21 protein-coding genes are annotated in these 21,398 nt (G+C 59.0%); 10 read left to right on the forward strand and 11 right to left on the reverse strand.

Annotated elements, in window-relative coordinates:
- Window positions 1-83 precede the first annotated feature (83 nt).
- Both ACF0H7_RS11925 and ACF0H7_RS11930 read left to right on the forward strand, forming a co-directional pair.
- Window positions 84-1,025 (forward strand): aldo/keto reductase, encoded by a 942-nt coding sequence (locus ACF0H7_RS11925; protein ID WP_397452951.1) that lies wholly within the window; start codon window positions 84-86, stop codon window positions 1,023-1,025.
- Window positions 1,026-1,142: 117 nt separating this feature from the next.
- Window positions 1,143-2,090 (forward strand): LysR family transcriptional regulator, encoded by a 948-nt coding sequence (locus ACF0H7_RS11930; protein ID WP_397452952.1) that lies wholly within the window; start codon window positions 1,143-1,145, stop codon window positions 2,088-2,090.
- Window positions 2,091-2,142: 52 nt separating this feature from the next.
- On the opposite strand, the gene ACF0H7_RS11935 is transcribed toward ACF0H7_RS11930, so the two are convergent.
- Together ACF0H7_RS11935 and gcvA are read right to left on the reverse strand one after the other, a co-directional pair.
- Window positions 2,143-2,415, reverse strand: a complete 273-nt coding sequence (locus ACF0H7_RS11935; RefSeq protein ID WP_397452953.1) for a DUF2790 domain-containing protein — start codon at window positions 2,413-2,415, stop codon at window positions 2,143-2,145.
- A 163-nt stretch (window positions 2,416-2,578) separates the two neighbouring features.
- Complete coding sequence (gene gcvA / locus ACF0H7_RS11940) at window positions 2,579-3,493, reverse strand: transcriptional regulator GcvA (RefSeq protein WP_397452954.1); 915 nt, start codon at window positions 3,491-3,493, stop codon at window positions 2,579-2,581.
- 167 nt (window positions 3,494-3,660) lie between these two features.
- On the opposite strand from gcvA, the gene ACF0H7_RS11945 reads away from it, so the two are divergent.
- Entirely contained in the window at window positions 3,661-4,434 is a 774-nt protein-coding gene (locus tag ACF0H7_RS11945) for an SDR family NAD(P)-dependent oxidoreductase (protein WP_397452955.1), read from the forward strand.
- A 477-nt stretch (window positions 4,435-4,911) separates the two neighbouring features.
- Window positions 4,912-5,712: a DeoR/GlpR family DNA-binding transcription regulator gene (locus ACF0H7_RS11950; protein ID WP_397452956.1), complete on the forward strand. Its 801-nt coding sequence runs from the start codon at window positions 4,912-4,914 to the stop codon at window positions 5,710-5,712.
- A gap of 110 nt (window positions 5,713-5,822) precedes the next feature.
- Here the strand turns inward: ACF0H7_RS11950 and ACF0H7_RS11955 are convergent, their stop codons facing one another.
- Window positions 5,823-6,449, reverse strand: coding sequence for a histidine phosphatase family protein (locus ACF0H7_RS11955; RefSeq protein WP_397452957.1), 627 nt, complete (start codon window positions 6,447-6,449; stop codon window positions 5,823-5,825).
- 187 nt (window positions 6,450-6,636) lie between these two features.
- Here ACF0H7_RS11955 and ACF0H7_RS11960 point away from each other — a divergent pair, with 187 nt between their 5' ends.
- Both ACF0H7_RS11960 and ACF0H7_RS11965 read left to right on the forward strand, forming a co-directional pair.
- Window positions 6,637-7,977 (forward strand): MFS transporter, encoded by a 1,341-nt coding sequence (locus tag ACF0H7_RS11960; RefSeq protein ID WP_397452958.1) that lies wholly within the window; start codon window positions 6,637-6,639, stop codon window positions 7,975-7,977.
- Window positions 7,978-8,017: 40 nt separating this feature from the next.
- Window positions 8,018-8,977 (forward strand): 3-hydroxyacyl-CoA dehydrogenase family protein, encoded by a 960-nt coding sequence (locus tag ACF0H7_RS11965; protein ID WP_397452959.1) that lies wholly within the window; start codon window positions 8,018-8,020, stop codon window positions 8,975-8,977.
- Between the two features lie 167 nt (window positions 8,978-9,144).
- Here ACF0H7_RS11965 and ACF0H7_RS11970 read toward each other — a convergent pair whose 3' ends face one another.
- Window positions 9,145-9,444 (reverse strand): DUF3144 domain-containing protein, encoded by a 300-nt coding sequence (locus tag ACF0H7_RS11970; RefSeq protein ID WP_397452960.1) that lies wholly within the window; start codon window positions 9,442-9,444, stop codon window positions 9,145-9,147.
- A 153-nt stretch (window positions 9,445-9,597) separates the two neighbouring features.
- Here ACF0H7_RS11970 and ACF0H7_RS11975 point away from each other — a divergent pair, with 153 nt between their 5' ends.
- The 3 genes from ACF0H7_RS11975 (at window position 9,598) to katG (ending at window position 14,778) form a co-directional block, all read left to right on the forward strand.
- Window positions 9,598-10,962: a pyridoxal-phosphate dependent enzyme gene (locus tag ACF0H7_RS11975; RefSeq protein ID WP_397452961.1), complete on the forward strand. Its 1,365-nt coding sequence runs from the start codon at window positions 9,598-9,600 to the stop codon at window positions 10,960-10,962.
- A gap of 45 nt (window positions 10,963-11,007) precedes the next feature.
- Window positions 11,008-12,165 carry a trans-sulfuration enzyme family protein gene (locus tag ACF0H7_RS11980; protein WP_397452962.1) on the forward strand — a complete coding sequence of 386 codons (1,158 nt, stop codon included), beginning with the start codon at window positions 11,008-11,010 and terminating at the stop codon, window positions 12,163-12,165.
- A gap of 351 nt (window positions 12,166-12,516) precedes the next feature.
- Window positions 12,517-14,778 carry a catalase/peroxidase HPI gene (katG, locus tag ACF0H7_RS11985; protein WP_397452963.1) on the forward strand — a complete coding sequence of 754 codons (2,262 nt, stop codon included), beginning with the start codon at window positions 12,517-12,519 and terminating at the stop codon, window positions 14,776-14,778.
- A gap of 137 nt (window positions 14,779-14,915) precedes the next feature.
- Here the strand turns inward: katG and ACF0H7_RS11990 are convergent, their stop codons facing one another.
- The 6 genes from ACF0H7_RS11990 to ACF0H7_RS12015 form a co-directional block, all read right to left on the reverse strand.
- Entirely contained in the window at window positions 14,916-15,434 is a 519-nt protein-coding gene (locus ACF0H7_RS11990; RefSeq protein ID WP_397452964.1) for a RidA family protein, read from the reverse strand.
- A complete protein-coding gene (locus ACF0H7_RS11995) occupies window positions 15,424-16,329 on the reverse strand; it encodes a PhzF family phenazine biosynthesis protein (RefSeq protein ID WP_397452965.1) in 906 nt (301 codons plus the stop codon). The genes ACF0H7_RS11990 and ACF0H7_RS11995 overlap by 11 nt, the downstream gene beginning before the upstream one ends.
- A gap of 191 nt (window positions 16,330-16,520) precedes the next feature.
- Entirely contained in the window at window positions 16,521-17,357 is an 837-nt protein-coding gene (locus tag ACF0H7_RS12000) for a helix-turn-helix domain-containing protein (protein WP_397452966.1), read from the reverse strand.
- A gap of 18 nt (window positions 17,358-17,375) precedes the next feature.
- A complete protein-coding gene (gltP, locus tag ACF0H7_RS12005; protein WP_397452967.1) occupies window positions 17,376-18,701 on the reverse strand; it encodes a glutamate/aspartate:proton symporter GltP in 1,326 nt (441 codons plus the stop codon).
- Window positions 18,702-18,995: 294 nt separating this feature from the next.
- The gene (locus ACF0H7_RS12010; protein WP_397452968.1) at window positions 18,996-19,250 is read right to left on the reverse strand and encodes a DUF2790 domain-containing protein; all 255 of its coding nucleotides are present in this window, start codon (window positions 19,248-19,250) and stop codon (window positions 18,996-18,998) included.
- A 175-nt stretch (window positions 19,251-19,425) separates the two neighbouring features.
- On the reverse strand, window positions 19,426-19,680 hold the full coding sequence (locus ACF0H7_RS12015; RefSeq protein WP_397452969.1) for a DUF2790 domain-containing protein: 255 nt from the start codon (window positions 19,678-19,680) through the stop codon (window positions 19,426-19,428).
- 256 nt (window positions 19,681-19,936) lie between these two features.
- Here ACF0H7_RS12015 and ACF0H7_RS12020 point away from each other — a divergent pair, with 256 nt between their 5' ends.
- Entirely contained in the window at window positions 19,937-20,368 is a 432-nt protein-coding gene (locus ACF0H7_RS12020; RefSeq protein WP_397452970.1) for a hypothetical protein, read from the forward strand.
- Window positions 20,369-20,461: 93 nt separating this feature from the next.
- Here ACF0H7_RS12020 and ACF0H7_RS12025 read toward each other — a convergent pair whose 3' ends face one another.
- Window positions 20,462-21,136 carry a DUF3313 domain-containing protein gene (locus tag ACF0H7_RS12025; RefSeq protein ID WP_397452971.1) on the reverse strand — a complete coding sequence of 225 codons (675 nt, stop codon included), beginning with the start codon at window positions 21,134-21,136 and terminating at the stop codon, window positions 20,462-20,464.
- Window positions 21,137-21,398 lie beyond the last annotated feature (262 nt).

The following is a 21,398-nucleotide window of genomic DNA, read 5'->3' on the forward strand; positions in this document are numbered from 1 at the left end:
AGTGCTGTTATTCAGGTGCGGACTGTTAATGAGTGACGACGGACCGCGTTGGCGGTTATTAGTGCAAGTAGTGGAGTAAGGTTATGACCATCAACGATACACTTCGCGATACTCGATTTTCGCTTATACACGGATCGGGTGAGATCCCGGCGGTAGGATTTGGCACGCGGGTTCGCGATCTCGGCACCACTGCCCAAGCGGTGACCGATGCCCTGGAAGTCGGCTTTCGTCATTTCGATTGTGCCGAGCGCTATGGCAATGAAGAGCAGGTGGGGACGGCACTCTCGGCCTTCATCGCGGCCGGAAAGGTGCGTCGGGAAGAACTGTTCATTACCAGCAAACTGTGGAATACCAACCATCGCCCCGAACGGGTGAAACCCGCATTCGAAGCGAGTTGCGAACGACTCCATGTCGATTACATCGATTGCTACCTGATTCATACACCCTTCGCCTTCAGGGCTGGCGAAAATCAGGACCCACGGGATTTCCAGGGCCACATCATCTATGACGGCGGCGTAACCCTGCTTGAGACCTGGCGTGAAATGGAGCGTCTGGTGGATGAAGGTCGCTGCAAGTCGATTGGCCTGTCTGAAATTTCGTTGGATACGCTCAAAGAAATCGTCGCTGCGGCGCGGATCAAGCCTGCTGTGGTGCAGGTCGAATCTCACCCTTATCTTCCTGAATGGGATCTGTTGGATTTCTGTAAAGAACATGGGATCGTCGTGCTTGCGTTAGCCCCGTTAGGGCATGGTATGCAGCCCAAGGTGCTGGACGACGCGGTGATCACCAGCATTGCTCAGCGCAGGAAAAAGTCCCCGGCGCAAATTGCCCTGGCCTGGGCGGTTCAGCGCGGTGTGGCGTTTGTGACCAGCTCGGTAAAACGCCAACATATCGAAGAAAACTTCGACATTTCCACGCTGACCGGCGGCGCCATGCACGAGATTCGGGAAAGTATCAGCACGAGAGTACGATTTAACTCGATCGTCGAAACCGGTGTGCTTGGGTTTATTCCGCACAACAACTAAGGCGTGTCAAAAAAGGAGCGATCGTGTGCAAGATCGCTCCTTTTTTTATTGTCAAACGCCGACTTGAAATAGCGCACCGGCTAATCTGATTTTCACTTGAACCCTGAGGCGGAAGCGATGGATATTTTCCAAGGCATGCGTTTTTTCATTGCAGTGGCTCAGTGCGGTACTTTTACAGCGGCGGCGGAGGTCTTGGAAACCACCACCACTAACGTTTCCAAAGTAATCTCCAGTCTGGAAGGCAGGCTGCAAACTCGCTTGATTAATCGTACTACCCGGCGATTGGCGCTGACCGAGGCCGGTGTGCGGTATTTGCAGCGCTGTGAAAAAATTCTGGGCGAGGTTCGTGAAGCCGATGAGGAAGCCGGTACTGCGCAGATCATGCCCTCCGGCAGGCTGAAAATTCACTCGGTGTCGGCCATTGGCAATCATTACGTGATCGATGCCATTGCTCGTTATCGGGAAGCGCACCCCTCGGTGATGTTTGATTTGACGCTCACCAACCGACTTCCGGACTTGCTGGAAGAAGGCTATGACATGTCGATTGTGTTGGCGCGTGACCTGTCCGATTCGGGCTTTGTCGCTCAACGTCTGGGCATTACCTACAGTATTCTCTGCGCATCGCCCACGTACCTGAAGAAGCGCGGAATACCTGAGTCGCCAGGCGAGTTGGCCGCGCATGACTGTCTGAAGCTGGTCAATACAGTGATGCCAGTTGAGAATTGGGTATTTGCGGGGCCGGACGGGGAGGAGACCATCAATATTCCAATATCGCCTTTTCACGTCAATACGGCGGACGCTATGACCGTGGCTATCAGTAATGGAATGGGGATTGGTATTCAACCGGTTGCGTCGGCGGTTGATGGTCTAAGGGCAGGCACCTTGGTGCGCATACTGCCGGAATATCATTTCGAAGAGTTGAGCCTGTTTGCAATTTATCCGTCGCGCAAGTTTGTCGATGCGAAAATAAAAACCTGGGTCGAGTTTCTCAAGCAAGTGATTCCGGCGTTGTTGGCGGCGGATCAAAAGATTGTCGATGCTCGTAGAGACAATAACAAAGAGTGAAGCCGCTGGTTTGCAGGCATGGAGTGTCGACCCTCCACGGTCCGCACACGACTCAACCGTTGGAACAACCGCTGGCGAGGGCCTGGTACTGAATGATATGCGCCTGGCCTCGCGAATCTTCATACGTCATTTGTACCGGCACCAGGCCGCACTGATCGGAAGTGTCGGTCACGGCAATGACCTTTTTAATATCCAGCTTTGTATCGTAGGTGTAGGTTTCAACTGTTGCGTTGGTGGTGGCGACGGCTGAAGAGTGCTCACTGGCAACGGCGTGCATGCCAACGCTACTGAGTGCAACAAGCATCATGATGTTTGAAAGTTTCATGGTGTTCTCCGGATCGTTAAAAGTGTGTTTGCCTGAGAGCCGGTGGGTTGGTTTTCATCTGCTCACTGGGTGAAACAGATAGTAAGTAGCCGCCTCGTTCAGACATAGCGGCCCGCAGGACAAACACTGTTGACCCATTTTGCAGGAATGGATTAAGCGGGCATTAGGCGGTTGCTGCTTGCTGCAACAGCCAGTCGCGAAACGCGCGGACCTTGGCCAACGCCTCACATTCCGGCCGATACACCACGTAGTAGGCCAGCGCCAACGGGCTGTTCACCTGGGCAAAAGGCCGGATCAGCCGGCCCGACGCCAAGTCATCGCGCACCATCACACTGCGGCCCAGCGCAACGCCTTGGCCCTCGATCGCTGCCTGCACCACGGCCGCCGAGTTGTTGATGCGCAAGCCATGGCTGGCATCGATTGCCGTCTGACCCATGGCGTCGAGCCAGGTGCGCCAGGTGGGGAAGCCCGGATCGCCAGCCATCGATAAATCGTGGATGAGCGTGCAGCGCGCAAGGCTGTCCATACTCAGTTGCCCAGCCGTCAAGGTTGAGAGCTGTGGTGAGCAGACCGGAAACAGCTCCTCTTCCATTAACTTGATCGCCGTCAGCCCCTGCCATTTTCCGGCGCCGTAGCGCACGCCGATGTCGATGTTATCGGCGAGAAAATCCAGGGTCTTGAGGTTGGTGTTGAGCAGTACGTCGATGTCTGGACAGGCCTGCTGAAAGCGCTCAAGGCGCGGCAACAACCACTTGCCGGCGAACGCCGGGCTAACGGTTACCGTCAGCTCGGCGCTGGCCGACACCTCGCGCAGTCGCGCCAGACCCACTCGCAGTCGATCAAAACCTTCGCGGATGTCGGGCAAGGCCGCGCGCGCGACGTCGGTTAGCACCAGTCGGGTGTTGCCGCTGCTGGCGCGGGTGAACAGGGTGACGCCCAGCCATGACTCGAGGCTGCGCACCTGTTGGCCAACGGCGGCTGAGGTTACGTTCAGCTCCTCGGCGGCGGCCGAGAAGCTTTGGTGCCTGGCCGCCGCTTCAAAAGCGCGCAGGGCATTGAGGTAGGTCGGTGTGCTCATGTGTTAAAGAATTTCTTTAATGGTCGCGAAGCAGATCTGATTTGTTGGCCGCGGGCGGGAAGGGAAGAATGGCCACCAGTTCAGTACGAAACGCAGAGCGGCAGGCAATCTGCTTGTCCGATGCGTTAATTCAAGGCTGGTAGATCACTCATCTGGAGTCAATCGCTATGCAAAGTTTTTCTTCCAAAGTTGTTATCGTGACCGGTGGCGGATCGGGCATTGGTAAAGAAGTCGCCCGGCGTTTTGTCGAGGCGGGTGCGTCGGTGGTTATCGGTGGCCGAGACGCGGTGAAGTTGCAGCAGGCGGCCGAGCAGATCGATCCAAGTGGTCGCCATGTGCGTGCGTTGGCCGGGGATATCGCCGATCCGGCGACGGCTCAGTCGCTGGTCGACGAAGCAGTGAAGGCGTTTGGAGGTGTCGATATTTTGGTGAATAACGCCGGGGTTTTTCGTCCGAAGCCTTTCCTCGAGGTCGATGCCAAGGAATATGACTGGTTTCTCGACACTATTCTCAAGGGCAAGTTTTTCATGGCGCAGGCTGCCGCCAAGGCGATGGTGCTGCGTGGCGGTGGCGCCATTGTGCAGACCGGTTCGTTGTGGGCGATTCAGGCAATCGGTGCCACGCCGTCGGCGGCTTATTCGGCGGCCAATGCGGGTGTGCATGCGTTGACTCGCAACCTGGCGATTGAGTTGGCGGCGTCCAATATTAGGATCAACACGGTCGCTCCGGCGGTGGTGGAGACGCCGGTTTATGGGACGTTCATGGATGAGTCGCAGGTGAAGGAGGTTTTACCGTCGTTCAATGCGTTTCATCCGTTGGGGCGTAATGGTCAGCCGGCTGATATTGCTCAGGCGATTCTGTTTTTGGCGTCGAGTGAGGCGTCATGGATTACCGGGGTTGTGTTGCCGGTGGATGGTGGGGTTACGGCGGGGCGGCATTGAGTCAGCGCTGTTCCTTGCACGCGGGATTTGGAGGTATATGCGGCATGAGTGTGGGTTGAACCTCGGGTTCCTCCTTGGCGGGGATCGCGGCTTGGCCTATCCATCGTGTCGCTCCATTCACAGGTGCTCCAGCCGCCGGGTATTCTGATACTGGCAGGCGTTATCGGCCTCAAGCTGGTCTCGGGAAACTGAGACCGCTTACATTTTCCGGCTGGACGACTTCTCCGCGGCAATCGCTTTGCGATGACCCAGGTAGGCAACAGAACGGTTAATCACGAAAACAATCACCATGCTTAAGACGAGTGCGTTGACGAGTTGGGCTGGCATGATCGGTAATCCAGGGTAGGGGCGTTGTCGACATCCTATGCGGCGGTTGAACAAGGCGGAACGCATTACGCTTTATGGTCGGAATCGACAGAGGTGATAGTGGGCGCACTGCGCTACTCTATGCGCTTCGCCCAATGCCTAAGAAACCCCATGACCGAAGCGCCCATTCCGTCACCCGACGGTCAGCCGATGATGCCGCAGCAGCGCCGCGAGATGATCATTCGCCGGTTGCGTCGCCAGCAGACGCTCAGCGTCGTGCAGCTCACCGAAATCTTCAATTGCTCACACATGACCGCACGCCGGGATATCGCCGCGCTGGAGCAGGAAGGGTTGGTGTTCTCGGTGCCTGGCGGGGTGCGTCTGGCCAGTCAGTTGTACAGCGAACCGAGCCATCAGAATCGGGTGATTGTCGAGCCGGAGCAGAAGCAGCGCATGGCGGAACGCGCGGCACAGTTGATCAAGCCGGGCATGACGCTGTACCTCGACGCGGGCACCACCACGCTGTGTCTGGTGCCGCACATCGTCGGGTTGAGCGGCATGACCGTGGTCACCAACGACTTCAGTATTGTCATGGCGCTGGCCGACGCCAAGCAGGTGAAAGTGATCCATACCGGCGGCGAACTCGATCACGACAACCTGGCCAGCATCGGCACGCTGGCGGCCGATACGCTGCGTAATCTGGCCACCGACATAGCCTTTATCTCCAGCAGTTCCTGGGACTTGCAGCGCGGTATTACCACGCCGTCAGAGGCCAAGATCGAGGTCAAGAAGGCGGCCATGGCCTCGGCGTCGCAGGTGGTGTTGATGGCCACCAGTTCCAAGTACGGCACCTTCGGCATGTACCGCATTGCCGGTCTTGAACGCTTCGACCCGATCATCTCCGACGCTGCACTGACGGCCGACGCGGCGGCGGGGATTCGCAAGTTGGGTACCGAACTGATCCTGGCTTGAATGTACGCGATCCCTTGTAGGAGCGGGCTTGCCCGCGATGGCGGCCGGTCTGACTCATCGCATCAAGTGGATCGCGGGCAAGCCCGCTCCTACAGTAACCGTGTTTATCATCAATTCCCGTCAAGAGCCCTACTGGCACTCATCCAGGCAAAGCTGCCGGCGCGAATCACCAGCACCTGATCCTGAGGAATCTCCAGCGTGGGCACACTGCGTGGCTCAACCTCGGCGAGCAGCGCCAGGCAACTGCGCAGCACCCCGGCGTGGGCCACTAGCACCGTGTCGCGCTGCAGTGATTCAAGCAGGCTGCCGACGCGCTCGAACACCTGCGGATAGTTCTCACCGCCAGCGGGAGTGAAGTTCAACGGATCGGTTTGCCTGGCAGCAAACCCAAGCGGATCGCGCTCGGCAATCTGCTGCCAATCAAGGCCCTCCCATTCACCAAAATCGATTTCCATCAGCCGCTCGTCGGTGCGGTAGTCCTGCGCCTCCAGCCCCAGGTGCCGGCGAATGATCTGCAGGGTTTCGCGGGTCCTGAGCAGCGGGCTGGCGATGAAATCCAGCTGCGCGGCGGCGGGGTGCAGCCAATTCAGGCACAGTCCGGACGCGGCAGCCTGCAACCGGCCTGTGGCATTCAGCGGGATATCCCTACGCCCCTGTAACCGGCGTTGGGCGTTCCAGTCGGTTTCGCCGTGGCGAATCAGGTACAGCGTTCGAGTGCCAAGTGCAGTGGTGTTCATCAAAAAATCCCGAGGCCTGTGGTCTGTGACAAATCTTACCTGACATCACTTGACAATGTTAAAAAATAACAAATAATGATAAATAATAACACCGACATACGATGTAGCGCGACAGAGCGGAAGCCCAAGGGCCTGCATGGACGACTACCCGCTTTGCCTTTCCAATAACAATAACGGAGGCAGTTTCATGTCTACTCTCGACACCACCCTCGGCGGTATTTCCGCCGGCACCAGTACGGATGCGCCAGCCAGGCCGACCGACCATCAACTGCGGCAACGCCGCAAAGCATCGCTGGGCAGCCTGATCGGTACCACCATCGAGTGGTACGAGTACTACATCTACGGGGCGACGGCGGCCCTGGTGTTTCCGATGTTATTTTTTCCCACGCATGATCGACTGGTGTCATTGATGCTGTCGTTCGCGTCCTTTGCCATCGCCTTCGCGATTCGCCCGATCGGTGCGGCCGTGTTTGGTCACTTCGGCGACCGGGTCGGACGCAAGACTACCTTGATCGTGACCCTGGTCATGACCGGGTTGGCAACCTTTCTGATTGGCTTCTTGCCCACCTACGAAAGCATCGGTTTATGGGCACCGTGCATCCTCATTCTGCTGCGCCTGGTTCAGGGTTTTGGCGTCGGAGGTGAGTGGGGTGGTGCGGCGTTGATGGCGCTGGAGTGGGGCGATCAGAAGAAGCGCGGTGCGGCCGGTGCCTGGCCACAGCTGGGCACCTCCATTGGCCTGATCCTGTCGACCTCGGCGGTGATGGGCTCCAGCTATTTCACCGGCGAGCACTTCCTCGAGTGGGGCTGGCGCATACCCTTCCTGCTCTCGGGTTTTCTGGTAATCATCGGTCTGATGGTACGGCTGACCATTGAAGAAACGCCGTCGTTCGCGGCGAAAAAACAGAGCCAGCAGATCGAGAAAAGTCCGCTGAAGTTCGTGGTCAAACACTATTGGCCGGAGATCGTCAAAGTCGCCTTTCTGCGCATGTCCGAGCAGATGCCGTTCTACATTTTTACTGCCTTCATTCTGGATTACGCGACGCAGACTGCCCACGTCTCGCGCACCTTTGTCCTGCTGGGAACCCTAGCGGCGGCGGTGCTGGATTTGATCCTGCTGCCAATCTTTTCCAACCTCGCGGACAGCTTTGGTCGGCGGCGGATGTACTACGCCGGTTGTCTGGTTCTGGTGCTGATGGCCTTCCCGTATTTCTGGGTGCTGAACTCGGGCAACGAGACCTGGATCTTCATCGCAATCACCTTGTCGTTGGTGCCGCACGCTATCCAGTACGGCGCCCAGGCGTCACTGATCTCCGAACAATTCCCGGTTCACGTGCGCTACACCGGGGCCGGTGTCGGTTACCAAATGTCTTCGCTGGTGGCCGGCGGCCCGGCGCCGTTGATTGCCTCGTTCCTGCTGGTCAGCTTCGGCACCGGTTACGCGGTAGCCGCTTATCTGGCCCTCGGCGGCGTGATCGCCGCGCTGGCGTTGTTCACCCTCAAAGACCGCAGCGATCAACAGTTGTGATCGGCGAACCGTTCAACTTTTTGTACAGAGGAATTGCAGCATGACCATCAAGAAAATCGCTGTCATCGGTTCGGGTTACATGGGCGGCGGCATCGCCCAGGTGTTGGCGTTGGGCGGCGCACAGGTGGTGTTGGGCGATGTGGACGGCCGCGTCGCCAGCCAGAGCCGCGAGCGTCTGCTTCAACAGGCTCAAGCCTTCGCCGACGCCGGGTTGTTTCCCGCCGACAGCCGGGCGCGGCTCGAAGCCAACCTGACTGCTGCCGGTTCGATTGAGGAAGCCGTGGAGGGCGTCGACTACATCACCGAGGCGGTGCCGGAGTCGATGGAGATCAAGCGTGAGGTGCTGGGACGAATCTCCGCTGCCTGCGCCGTCGATACCATTATCGGCACCAATACCTCAGCGATCCCCATCGGCCAACTGGCGCAGTTTGTCAGCCACCCGCAGCGCTTTCTCGGCGTGCACTGGATGAACCCGGCGCCTTTCATTCCCGGCGTTGAGTTGATTGCCAGCGAACATACCCTGACTGCGCACGTGGACACCCTGGAAGCGCTGATTCGCTCCGTCGGTAAAGTACCGGCGCGGGTCGCCGACACGCCTGGTTTCGTCGCCAACCGCTTGCAGTTTGCGTTGTACAAAGAAGCGGTATTGGTGGTGGAGGAGGGCCTGGCCACACCGGAGCAGGTCGACCTGGTGGTTAGCAACGCGTTCGGCTTCCGTCTGGCGTTATTTGGGCCGTTCGCCATTGGCGACATGGCCGGGCTGGATGTTTACGCGTCCTCTTACAAAACCCTGGCGGGCACCTACGGCGAACGCTTTGCGGCTCCGGATGCGTTGGCGCAACTGGTGGAAGGCGGCAACCTGGGGCTGAAGTCCGGGCATGGTTTTCTCGACATCGACCCCGAGAAACGCGCCGAATTGCTGGCCTATCGAGACAAGGCCTATGCGGCGCTGAGTAAGCTGCGTGCGGAGCTGGGGCCGCCGCCGGGGTTGGTGGGCTGATCCTGCAGAAGAGCGCGGTTCAATCGTGGTTCTGTGGTTGAAACGAGACCTGTGTAACCCCCAAACCTGTAGGAGCTGGTTTGCCGGCGATCAGGTTGATGCGGTGTATCAAGTACGCCGCCATCGCGGGCAAGCCCGTTCCTACAGTGGTTTGAGCACAGACATCCCTACAGGCCGTCGCGATCTCCCATGTACTGACTGAAGTTGTTGATGTGATCGTCGAGGTTGTCTTCGAGCATCATTCGGAACTGCTCACAGAAATAGCTCAACATCGCCTCCCGCGCCTGGGCCATTTCCTCGCCGGATTTGAAGCCGCGGGCGCTGACCCAGGCGTTGAAGCGGGTGGTGCCAAACATCATCGATGCGCTGACCTTGCCAAGGTTTTCGACGGCCTTGAGTTGCTCGTTCGACAAGGTGATGTGTGCGTCTGCACGGTCGTAGAACGATTCGTCAGTGATTTCCGGCATTGCTCGGTACCTGGTTGATTTTCGGAATAGTGGCAATCTTACCTGTTTTGGCGAACGCCGTTGCCAGTGGTCAGACCGTCTGCGCCCGCAAGTTGACGCACTATACTTGGGCGCAATACGCCCTGAGCGGCGGTGATGAAGTGAGCCCAAATCATGCCTGCCAATCCCTTGCTCGATTTGATCGGCAATACGCCAATGCTTCCCCTCACGCATTTCGACACCGGACTGTGCGAGCTTTTCGTCAAGCTGGAAAACCAGAACCCCGGTGGTTCGATCAAGGATCGCATCGCCTTGACCATGATCGAAGCAGCGGAACAAAGCGGCCAGTTGCAACCCGGCGGGACCATCATCGAAGCCACCGCCGGCAATACCGGTCTGGGCCTGGCATTGGTCGCGTCGCAAAAGGGCTACCGCATGCTGCTGGTGGTGCCGGACAAGATGAGCCGCGAGAAGATTTTCCACCTCAAGGCGCTGGGGGCCGAGGTGCGCTTGACCCGTTCGGATGTCGGCAAGGGCCATCCCGAGTATTACCAGGACCTGGCGCGCAGCATTGCCGAGCAAATGCCGAACGCTTTTTACATCGACCAATTCAACAATCCGGCCAATGCTCTGGCCCATGAAACCGGCACCGGCCCGGAAATCTGGCGTCAGCTCGAGCAGCGCGTGGACGCCGTGGTGGTGGGCGTGGGGTCGGCCGGGACGCTGGCCGGGCTGACCCATTTCTTCCAGAAAGTAGCGCCGAACACCGAGATCGTCCTTGCCGATCCTGAAGGCTCGATATTGGCCGATTACGTCGAGACCGGTCACTTCGGCGAGGCCGGCAGTTGGCTGGTGGAGGGCATTGGTGAAGACTTTATTCCGGGGCTGGCGGACTTCTCGCTGGTGAAGCGCGCCTATCGCATCTCCGATACCGAGAGCCTGCTGACCGCGCGTCAGTTGCTGCAGCAGGAGGGCGTGCTGGCCGGCTCGTCGTCCGGCACCCTGGTCGCGGCCGCTTTGCGTTATTGCCGTGAGCAGACCACGCCCAAGCGGGTGGTGACCTTCATTTGTGACAGTGGCAACAAGTACCTGTCGAAGATGTTCAACGACTATTGGATGATCGACCATGGGCTGATCACCCGGCCGGAGGAGGGCAATCTGCGGGATTTGATTGCGCGCCGTTATGACGAAGGAACTACCATCACCTGCAAACCCGATGAAACGCTGTCAGCGGTGTATGCGCGCATGCGCTTTCATGAAATCGATCAAGTGCCGGTGATGGACGGCGACACGGTGGTCGGCTTGATCGACGAGTGGGATTTGCTGCGGGCGGTGAAGGACGGGCCGGGACATTTCCAGCGACCGGTGCGTGAGGCAATGGTCACCAGCCTGGAAACCCTGGACCCGGACGTGTCGCTGGAGCGCCTGTTGCAAACCTTTGATAAGGGCTACGTGGCGCTGATCGTCGAACACGGTCGATTTCTCGGATTGATCACCAAAAGCGATGTGCTGAGTCTCTGGCGGCGAACCTTGCGTTGAGGGGGCGTCGCTGTTCCGTTAATCCGATTGAGCAAAGGAGCCATCATGGCTGAGTTCGAAACCCTCGCCGTGCACGCCGGTTACGAGCCGGACTGGACCGGTGCGGTGATGCCGCCGATTTACGCTACCTCGACCTTCCGTCAGCAGTCGCCGGGCACGCATGCCGGCTATGAGTACGGGCGCAGCCATAACCCGACGCGCCAGGCGTTGGAAAAGGCCATCGCCGAGCTGGAGGGCGGGGCGCAGGGTTATGCGTTTTCCTCAGGTCTGGCAGCGATTGCGACGCTGCTCGATAGCTTGCCGGTGAACAGCCATATCGTCGCGGTGGACGATTTGTACGGCGGTACGTACCGCTTGTTCGAGCGCGTGCGCAAGCCGAGCGCGGGCCTGGAAGTGAGCTACGTGGCGCCGGATGCCAGCGCTGAGGTGATCGCCGCTGCGATCAGGCCCAACACCAAAATGCTCTGGGTCGAAACCCCGACCAACCCCACGCTGAGGCTGACCGATCTGGCCATGGTGGCTAAATTGGGCCGTGAGCGCGGCCTCGTCACGGTGACCGACAACACCTTCGCCTCGCCTTATCTGCAACGTCCGCTGGATTTCGGCTTCGACATTGTGGTGCATTCGGCGACCAAATATTTGAACGGCCATTCCGACGTGATCGCCGGGGTGATTGTGGTGGCGGACCGGCCCGAACTCATCGAGCAACTGACGTTTCTGCAGAATGCGGTGGGCAGCATTCTTGACCCGTTCTCCAGCTTCATGACCCTGCGCGGCATGCGCACCCTGGCGCTGCGCGTGCAACGGCACGTCGACAATGCCCAGCAACTGGCTGAATGGCTGGAGCAGCACCCCAAGGTGACCTCAGTGGTGTACCCGGGTCTGAAAAGCCACCCGCAACATGCACTGGCGGCGCGGCAGATGCGCGGCTTCGGCGGGCTGATCACCCTGTACCTGGCCACCGACGCCGACGGCACGCGGCGTTTCCTGGAAGCGACCAAGCTGTTCACCCTGGCGGAGAGTCTGGGCGGAGTGGAAAGCCTGATCAGCCAACCGGCGAAAATGACCCACGCCTCGCTGCCGGCCGAGCGCCGGGCGCAGTTGGGAATCACTGATAACCTGGTGCGGCTGTCGGTGGGCATCGAACACCCGGATGATTTGCGCCGTGATCTGGAGCAGGCGTTGGCGGCAATGGCGGGTTAACCAACAGCTTATTTCATCCAACGCGTGCCTGGATCGGCTAACAGAGTATGACTATCGACGGTCAATACTCTGACTATTAGACCTCTGCTCAGAGCGGTCTAGTCTTGATCTAGCGTCGGCGCACGCCGGCCCGTTGAAACCTGATAAGGAGATAAGAATGAGCGCAAAGCTTGTCAAGCCAGTCCTGGCCCCTGGTGGCTGCTGCCCGATTGCCGAGAGTCAGATTCCCCGTGTGGCCACACCGATCGGCTGATCGAATAGCTGGCCCCGTGCCACTTAGTCCACTCGTCGCTGTCTGCCGCCTGAAACAGGCCGGACAGCTGGATGAACACGACCAAAGGTAGATCAAACATGTCAACTGAATCGAAATGCCCGTTCAATCACGCCGCTGGCGGTGGCACAACCAACCGCGATTGGTGGCCGAACCAACTGAACCTGAAGATTCTCCATCAGCACTCGAGCTTATCCGACCCGATGGGCGAGGGCTTCGACTATGCCAAAGCGTTCAAGAGCCTCGACTTTGCGGCAGTCAAACAGGACCTGCGGACGCTGATGACGGATTCCCAGGACTGGTGGCCTGCGGACTTTGGTCACTACGGCCCGCTGTTCGTGCGCATGGCCTGGCACAGTGCCGGGACTTACCGCACCAGTGACGGTCGTGGCGGCGCCGGTGCCGGCCAGCAACGTTTCGCGCCACTGAACAGTTGGCCAGACAACGTCAGCCTGGACAAGGCGCGCCGGCTGATCTGGCCGATCAAGCAAAAGTACGGCCGCAAGATTTCCTGGGGTGACCTGATCATCCTCACCGGTAACGTCGCCCTGGAAACCATGGGCTTCAAAACCTTTGGTTACTCCGGCGGCCGTGCGGATGTCTGGGAGCCGGAGGAAGACGTCTACTGGGGTTCCGAGACCACCTGGCTGGGCGGCGAAGAGCGTTATGGCAAGAGCAAATTGATGGAGCAGCCGGGCCAGGGCGATCTGGTGGCCGAACCGGCCAAACACGGCAGCGAAGAGAGCCGTACTGATCCGTCGGGGCGCAATCTGGAAAATCCGCTGGGTGCGGTGCAGATGGGACTGATCTACGTCAACCCGGAAGGCCCCGAAGGCCATCCCGATCCGGTGGCGTCGGCGCTGGACATCCGTGAAACCTTCGGTCGCATGGCGATGAATGACGAAGAAACCGTGGCCCTGATCGCTGGCGGCCACGCGTTCGGCAAGACCCACGGCGCCGGTCCTGCGTCCAATGTCGGGCCTGAACCGGAAGCGTCCCCCCTTGAGCAACAAGGGCTGGGCTGGAAGAACAGTTATGGCAGCGGCAAAGGCCGGGACACCATCACCAGCGGCCTAGAGGTGACCTGGACCTCGACGCCGACCCAATGGAGCAACGAGTACCTGGAGAACCTGTTCGGCTTCGACTGGGAACTGACCAAGAGCCCGGCGGGCGCAAACCAATGGACGCCGAAGAACGGTGCCGGTGCTGGCAAAATGCCGGACGCCCACGACCCGAGCAAACGCCACGCACCCACCATGCTGACCTCCGACCTGGCGCTGCGCTTCGACCCGGCGTATGAGGCGATTTCCCGGCGCTTCCTGGCCAATCCGCAGCAACTGGCCGACGCCTTCGCCCGCGCCTGGTACAAGCTGATTCACCGTGACATGGGACCGCTTTCACGCTACCTCGGCCCGGAACTGCCGAGTGAAGAACTGCTGTGGCAAGACCCGATTCCGCAGGTCGATCATGCCCTGGTGGATGCCAATGACATCGCCGCACTCAAGAGCAAGATCCTTGCTTCGGGCCTGTCGGTGTCGCAGCTGGTATCGACCGCGTGGGCGGCGGCTTCCACCTTCCGGGGTTCCGACAAACGCGGCGGTGCCAACGGTGGTCGTCTGCGTCTCGCGCCGCAAAAGGATTGGCCGGCCAACCAGCCGCAACAACTGGCGGGCGTGCTGCACACCCTCGAAGGCATTCAGAGTGGGTTCAACAGTGGTGGCAAGAAAGTCTCGCTGGCCGACTTGATCGTGTTGGCCGGTGGCGTAGGGGTCGAGCAGGCGGCGAAAAATGCCGGCCACACGCTGACGGTTCCGTTCACGCCGGGACGCGCGGACGCCTCGCAGGAGAAGACCGATGTCGAGTCGTTCGGCTTCCTCGAACCGATCGCCGACGGCTTCCGTAACTACCTTAAAGGCCAATACAAGGTGTCGGCCGAGGCATTACTGGTCGACAAGGCGCAACTGCTGACCCTGACCGCGCCGGAAATGACGGTACTGCTGGGCGGCTTGCGGGTGTTGAACACCAACGTTGAGCAGAGCCAACACGGGGTGTTTACTCAGCAACCGGAGGCGTTGACCAACGACTTCTTTAAAAATCTGCTGGACATGGGCGTTGAATGGAAACCGGTTTCGGCCGAGAACGAGTTGTTTGAAGGCCGTGACCGCAAGACCGGCGCCGTCAAATGGACCGGCACCCGTGTCGATCTGGTGTTTGGCTCACACGCGCAACTGAGGGCCTTGTCTGAAGTCTATGGCAGCGCGGACGCGCAGGAGACGTTCGTCAAAGACTTCGTTGCGGCCTGGACCAAAGTGATGAACCTGGACCGTTTTGACCTGAGGTAAAGCAGTCCGTCGCAGGCAACGCGATCATCTGTAGGAGCGAACTTGTTCGCGAGCGCGGTGGGTCAGGATATACCGCCTCGCTAACAAGTTAGCGCCTACAGACGATCGCTTGCCTGCGAATGACCTATAGCGGTGGCTCAGGCACGCCGCCTCAACCGCACCACACCCTCAATCTCAACCGCCGCGCCACCTGGCAACGAGTGCACGCCGATCGCCGAACGCGCATGCCGGCCGCGCTCGCCGAACACCTCCGTCAACACCTGCGACGCCGCGTTGATCACCTCCGACTGCGCTGCGAAATCCGCCTCGCCACGCACGTAGCCGGTGATTCGAATCACCTGTTCGACGCGGCTAAAATCGCCCTCGCACGCCGCCGCCACGATCGACAGGAAGTTCGCCACGCACAACCGCGCCGCCTCCCGAGCTTGCTCCAGCGAAATGCCCTGACCGACGATGCCGCAGTAGCGAATCTCCTGATTGAAGCGTGGCACCTGGCCGGAGACCCACAGCAGGTCGCCGTCCAGCACGCTCAACTGAAAATGCGCGGGCACGCTGAAGGTGTGCGGCGACGTCGGGTACAGCGCATCGAGCCTGGCCTTGAACGGCTGGGCCACCTCAGACAGTGGCAACCATTGTGCAATCGACTCACTCGGCATGATCGGCTCCGGACGGTTGCTGTTGTTCGGCAAACGCACTGTAGCCACCGACGAAGCAGCCGGCTGGTTGGCTACCGGCGCGCAGATCGAAGCGCACATAGATATCAGAAGGCCGACCCATGGCCCGACCCTGGTGAATCAGGATCGGCGTTTCGCTGGCCTCGATCAGGCCGTATTTCAGCAAGCCAAACGCCAGCGCCGTGGCGGCAATGCCGGTGGCGGCGTCTTCCGGATAACCCGAAGCCTTGGGAAATTGTCGGCTGTCGAACCGCCGGGCCACGCCCTGGTGCGGGCAGAACAGGTACAGCCCCGTGGAGTCCAGTTGTTCGCACAGTTTTTCAATACGTGCCGAGTCGGGGCGGGCGGCGTCCAGGCGTTCCGGGTTCTTCACCGGGATCAGGGTTTTCACCCGGCTGGTGCTGGCGTTGAGAATCGGCAGGTCAAGAATGTCGTCAGGCTCAAGGCCGATGGCTTCGATGATCTGTGCCCGCAGTTCAGGCTTGGTCAGCGGCGTGACGACGCCAGCGGGTTGGGAAATTTCAATGAACGGATCTTCGCTGTTTTCGCCGTGGATATGGGCGGAAACGGTGCCGCTTAACGTCTCGATGGACAGTTGGCGTTGGCTTAACTTTCCGAGCTTTTGCAGCAGCCAGACGGTGCCTATGGTGGCGTGTCCGCACATGCTCATCTCGTGCAGCGGCACGAAAAAGCGAAATTGATAGTCGTTGTCGACAGTGGCTTGTGGCGGGAAAACAAAGCCGCTTTCATGCCCGTAAGCGCGGGCAATCGCGGTCATCTGCTCGGCACCCAGACCGTCGGCGTCGATCACGATCGGTGCGGGGTTGCCGCCGCCCTGGGTGGATTTGAACACTTCTACAACACGCACATCATTCATGGCTGACCTCGTAACACTAGGGACGAGGACGATTGTGCGCAGGGTTGTTTGTACGTGCTAAGTGGATCGGGTCGTGGATCCGCACGTTTGGGCCATGAGATACCGAGTCAAGCCAACAGGAACCGCCGAGGAACACAAATCTCCAGGGAGCTGCCAAAGGCTGCGAAGGTGTCAGTGCAGACGTTGACCATTCAAAGCTTGCGCAAATCGCTGGGCACCAGCCCCAGATAACGCTTGAACAATCGCGCGAGATACGACGGCGAATCGATGCCCACCGCCAGGCTGATCTCCAGAATCGAACGCGAGGTGGTAGAGATCATTCGCGCCGCGGTCTCCACCCGGGTACGGTTGGTGAAGTCCACCAGCGTCTCGTCAGTGAACGCCTTGAACAAGCGCGTCAGGTGACGTCGGGACAGGTGGAATTGGTAGCCGATCAAATCGACGCTCAACTCGTCCTGCAGATGCTCGCGCACGTAGCGTTGGATATCCCGCACCAGCAGCGCGTTTTGCTGCAGTTCCGTTCGCGGCAGCGCCGGCTGTTGACGCGCGATCAGCCTTGCACACTCTTCAAACAGCAGGTGATTAAGGTGCGGCAACTGGCGCTGAAACGCCTCGGGCGAGGAGGTCAGCGCCAGCTGATCGTGCAGTCGCAGAATACTGTCCAGCGCTTCGCTACCTTGCCAGATGCCCGAGCGATGGGCCTGTTCGGCAAAGCGCTGGTAGCCTTCGAGGCGCCCCTGATGCTCGATGAAGTTCGAGTCAACATACAGCGCCACGTGTTTTTCCTGACCCGGCGCCGCGTGCGTCGAGTGGGCGAAATCCGCCGGCACCAGCGAAAACGACTGGCGCGAGAGGTGCAGCGCCTGGGGCGTGCTTTCAGTCGACAGGAACAGCCCACCCTGACGCGGCAACAGCAGCATATGACAGTCGTGGGCATGCCAGTCCTGGGCGTAACCGCTGCTTTCGCTGATCTCGAAACGAAACACGTCAGGTGATCTGTCGCTGAGCTTGGGGGATCTATGGGCCATCGAGTCGACCTCGGACATTCAGTTCACAGGTGCAAGTCCTTGCTCGGTATAGGTCTGAGGCGCGGACAGCGACTGCCAGTAACGCTCGCCGGCTGCATCATCGTACATGCCTTCCCAGCGCGCGACGACCAACACCGCCAAGGCATTGCCGACGATATTCAATGCGGTACGGGCCATGTCCATGATCCGGTCAACCCCGGCAATAAACGCCAGCCCCTCCAGTGGAATACCGACACTGCCCAGGGTTGCCAACAACACCACGAACGACACCCCCGGCACCCCGGCGATGCCTTTGGAGGTCACCATCAGGGTCAACACCAAGGTAATCTGCTGGCCCCAGGACAGGTCGATACCATACAGCTGGGCGATGAAGATCGCTGCAATGCTCTGATAAAGGGTCGAACCGTCGAGGTTGAACGAGTAACCGGTGGGCACCACAAAGCGGCTGATCGCTCGCGGCGCGCCGTAGGCTTCCATCTTCTCGATGATGCGCGGCAGGACGGTTTCCGAACTGGCGGTGGAGTAACCGAGGATCATCTCGGCCTTGAGGATGCGCATCAGCTTGAACACGGAAAACCCGCACAGCCGCGCCACCAGACCGAAAATCACTATGCCGAAAAAGGCTATAGCGGCGTACACCAAGGTCACCAGACGCGCCAGCGGCCACAGCGAGGCGAAACCGAAGTTGGCCACCGTTACCGAAATCAGCGCAAACACCCCCAGCGGCGCGTAACGCATGATCATGTGGGTGACTTTGAACATGCTTTGCGACACGCCTTCGAGCACGCTGACCAGTGGCAATCGCAGCTCGTCCTTCAGACTCGACAGGCCAAGGCCAAACATCACCGAGAAGAAGATGATCGGCAGCATATCGCCACGCACGATCGAGGCGAATACGTTGGACGGCACCAGATTGAGGAGGGTGCTGATAAAAGCGTGATTGGCTTGAACTTCGCTGGTGGTTTTCTCGTACTGGGAAATGTCGGTGGTGCCCAGCAGGCTCATGTCGATGCCGTGGCCAGGCTGGAACAGATTGGCCAATATCAACCCGACGATGATCGCCAGGGTGGTGATGACCTCGAAGTAGATCATGGTCTTCAGGCCGATGCGGCCGAGCTTCTTGCCATCGCCGACACCGGCGATGCCGACAATCAGTGAAGAAATCACGATCGGAATCACGATCATCTTGATCAGGCGGATGAACACATCACCCGTCGGCTGCAGCACGCTGCCGATCCACCAGGCTTTGTCCGCGCTGAAGTGATTGAGCAGCGCGCCGACGGCGATGCCCAGCAACAGACCGATGACGATCTGCCAGGCGAGGCTCAGTTTTGCCTTGGTCATAATAGGTGGGTTCCCATGTTATTAGAGGTCGATGCAGGAGCGCCGGGGCGGGCAGAGGCTCGCCGGAGGGGCAACTCGATGTTGAGCCGCTAACAGACAGGCATGAGCGTCAATCGGGCCGAGCAGGCTCACGATTGGGCCATGGGGAACGCAATCAATTAATGCAGGAGCGAACGGATTCGCGAGGCGGTGCATCAGGCATGCCGCTTCCAGCTGTTCGCCAACACGTTGGCTCCTGCACTACTGGGTTGCAGCTTAATCGTCGGCAGTAGCACATTGCGCAGTACGCCCGTCTCAATTGTCACCCGGGCAGCGACCGAGCGCCTCATAGTCAAGCTGATGCGTACGGCCCATGTGATCCTGATACACCAGCTTCGCCGGCTGCACACCGCAGACGACACTCAGGTCAGTGCTGGAATAGACATGGGCGATATCCAGATGCACCAGAGTGCCGGTCTGGTCGATGATCGGTGCCGTATCAGGCATTTGCGCTGCAAACAAACTGCCGGAAAAGGCCAGTGCGGCGAGCGTGATCAGAGTGGTTTTCATGGTGGTTCTCCAACTAACAGTAAGGACTTCAAAGGGCCTGCCAACAAACATCAGGCAAGCCGCTGCCGTTGACGAAACTTCAGCCGGTGCTGAATCGTCGGGTGACACGCTTCATCGGTATTCAGCTAACTAACGCAGGGCGCGCTATTCAATCCAAGGCGTTATAGGCGCAGACTCAGTTGTCGCTTGGGCAGCCATCGCCAATCACGTCGTAGTTCAACTGGTGTTCACGGTTCATGTGGTCTTGATACACCAACTGGGCCATCTGCACGCCGCACAGGCCTTGAAGGTTGGTGCTGGACTCAACCTTGGCGATGTCCAGGCGATGAAAGGCGCTCGGGCTGTCGATGATCGGCGCAGTTTGAGTTTGCGCAGCGAACAGAGTGCCGGAAAAGGCGAGGGTGGCGAGGGTCAGGATTAAAGTTTTCATGGTCATTCTCCGCAGGTAGTTGAGTGAATCTGCAGGTATGACGTCGTGAGGTGGAAAGTTATTCCCAGGTATTTATTTTATTTTTCAGGGAATAAAACCGGGGGGTGAAAATTGGCTTAAAGCACACACACCCGTAGCCGTCCGGAGCTTCAGGTATTGAGCCGATTACAGGAATGGGCTTTGCGGCCGTTACAGCAGAGGTACAGCGTGCGCGTTTTGTACCCGACCCCGGCCAATGACCCTTCATAAGTGATTTATGCTCTCGCAACGAACAGTCGCTTTTCTTGAAACCTTCGCCCAGGCCTCAAATCTGGTGTACCCGGAAGGTGGGTTTTTATTCCGCTATGAGTTTGCCTACAGCCAGGCTCACAACCAGTTGAGCGGGGATCTGTTGAGTGCCTTACAGCATGATGAGGTGACCGAGTACGCTGAGGTCTCAGTCGGCGAGCTGAATGACATGGCGCGGTTTTTCCAGGGGGCGCTGGGTAACTACACCAAGGACGCCCCGTCGGGCAATGCGGTCCGCACGGCCAGAACGCTGATCGATTACCTGAAAGAAGACCTGCAAAATGACCTGGTCGGCCTGGTGGTTGAAGACGGCAGCGGCGACATGACCGTCAGCCTTGAGATGGCGAATAAAGCGACTAATAATTACTCGTGGCTGGAGTTGTTTTGGTCGGTTGATTGAGGAAGGTTGAAGCAAATACGGATGTGGTTAGCTACGGGCACCACCCATTCCAGCACAGGGAGCCCCTCAGGCCCCCCGCACCAGATTTTCCCATTATTTGTTTTTAACCTGTTCAAAACTCAAACGCATGTCCTTCGCCCAGCCGTCGAGCACGGCCTTGACGTCGTTCACGGTCAATTGGGTTTTATCGTTTTCCAGATTTTCGCCGGCGCCCTTGCGCACGACCTGGGCCAGAACGGCGCGGTTGCCACCATCGAGGAATGCCGCTTCGGTGGCGATTTCCACGCTTTGGTCACGTCCACCCGCAGCGGTGTTGACGGCCGCTGCGGCTAACGCGATAGGCAGCACTTCGTAAGGTTGGAAACCTTCGTTTTTGGTCGAGACCGCTGTGATTGCCGGGCGCACGACGATGGTATTAGGCCCCGGTGCAGACGCGATGGTCATGACCTTGCCCAGTTCACGCTTGAGGGCGGCGTCATAGTAACGAGTGATCTGCTGCAAGGTCTGTGCGGAGACCACCGCAGTCGGGCGTGGGGCAGGATAGAACTGACTCGGCTCGATATAAGCCTGAGTGTAATTGCGCACATTCAGCTTGGGATCGATCCAGCGCATGACCGGCGTACCCGAGGCACTTTCAGCGGGTTTGAGTCGGCTGTAATCCTTGAGGAAACCCGAATACTGGGTGGGGTCCACTTGCGAGCTGGCGCAACCGGCCAGGCCGATCACGGCGGAACAGAGCAGGGCGTGAAGCAACGTCGTTTTTCTCATCGCGTTTGACTCCATTTCAGAATATGAAACCGGGAATAACAGGGACGAACGACAAATAGAAGTTCCAGTGACTGCTGGCCTGGTTGTTCCGGGTGCGCGACAGTGCTGGCGCTATCCATTTCGCAGAGCGGAGAGTTCATGGTCTTGAGCGCGGCAGCGAACGTGGCGCCGAAGGGGTGAGCACAATGGCCTGTGGTAATACGGAGGTGTTCATGGCGCTCAGACTCCTTGATCTGCCACTCAGAAAGTTAGCAGCAAATAG

The sequence above is a fragment of the Pseudomonas sp. NA-150 genome (genome assembly GCF_044336365.1).
Classification (GTDB): Bacteria; Pseudomonadota; Gammaproteobacteria; order Pseudomonadales; family Pseudomonadaceae; genus Aquipseudomonas.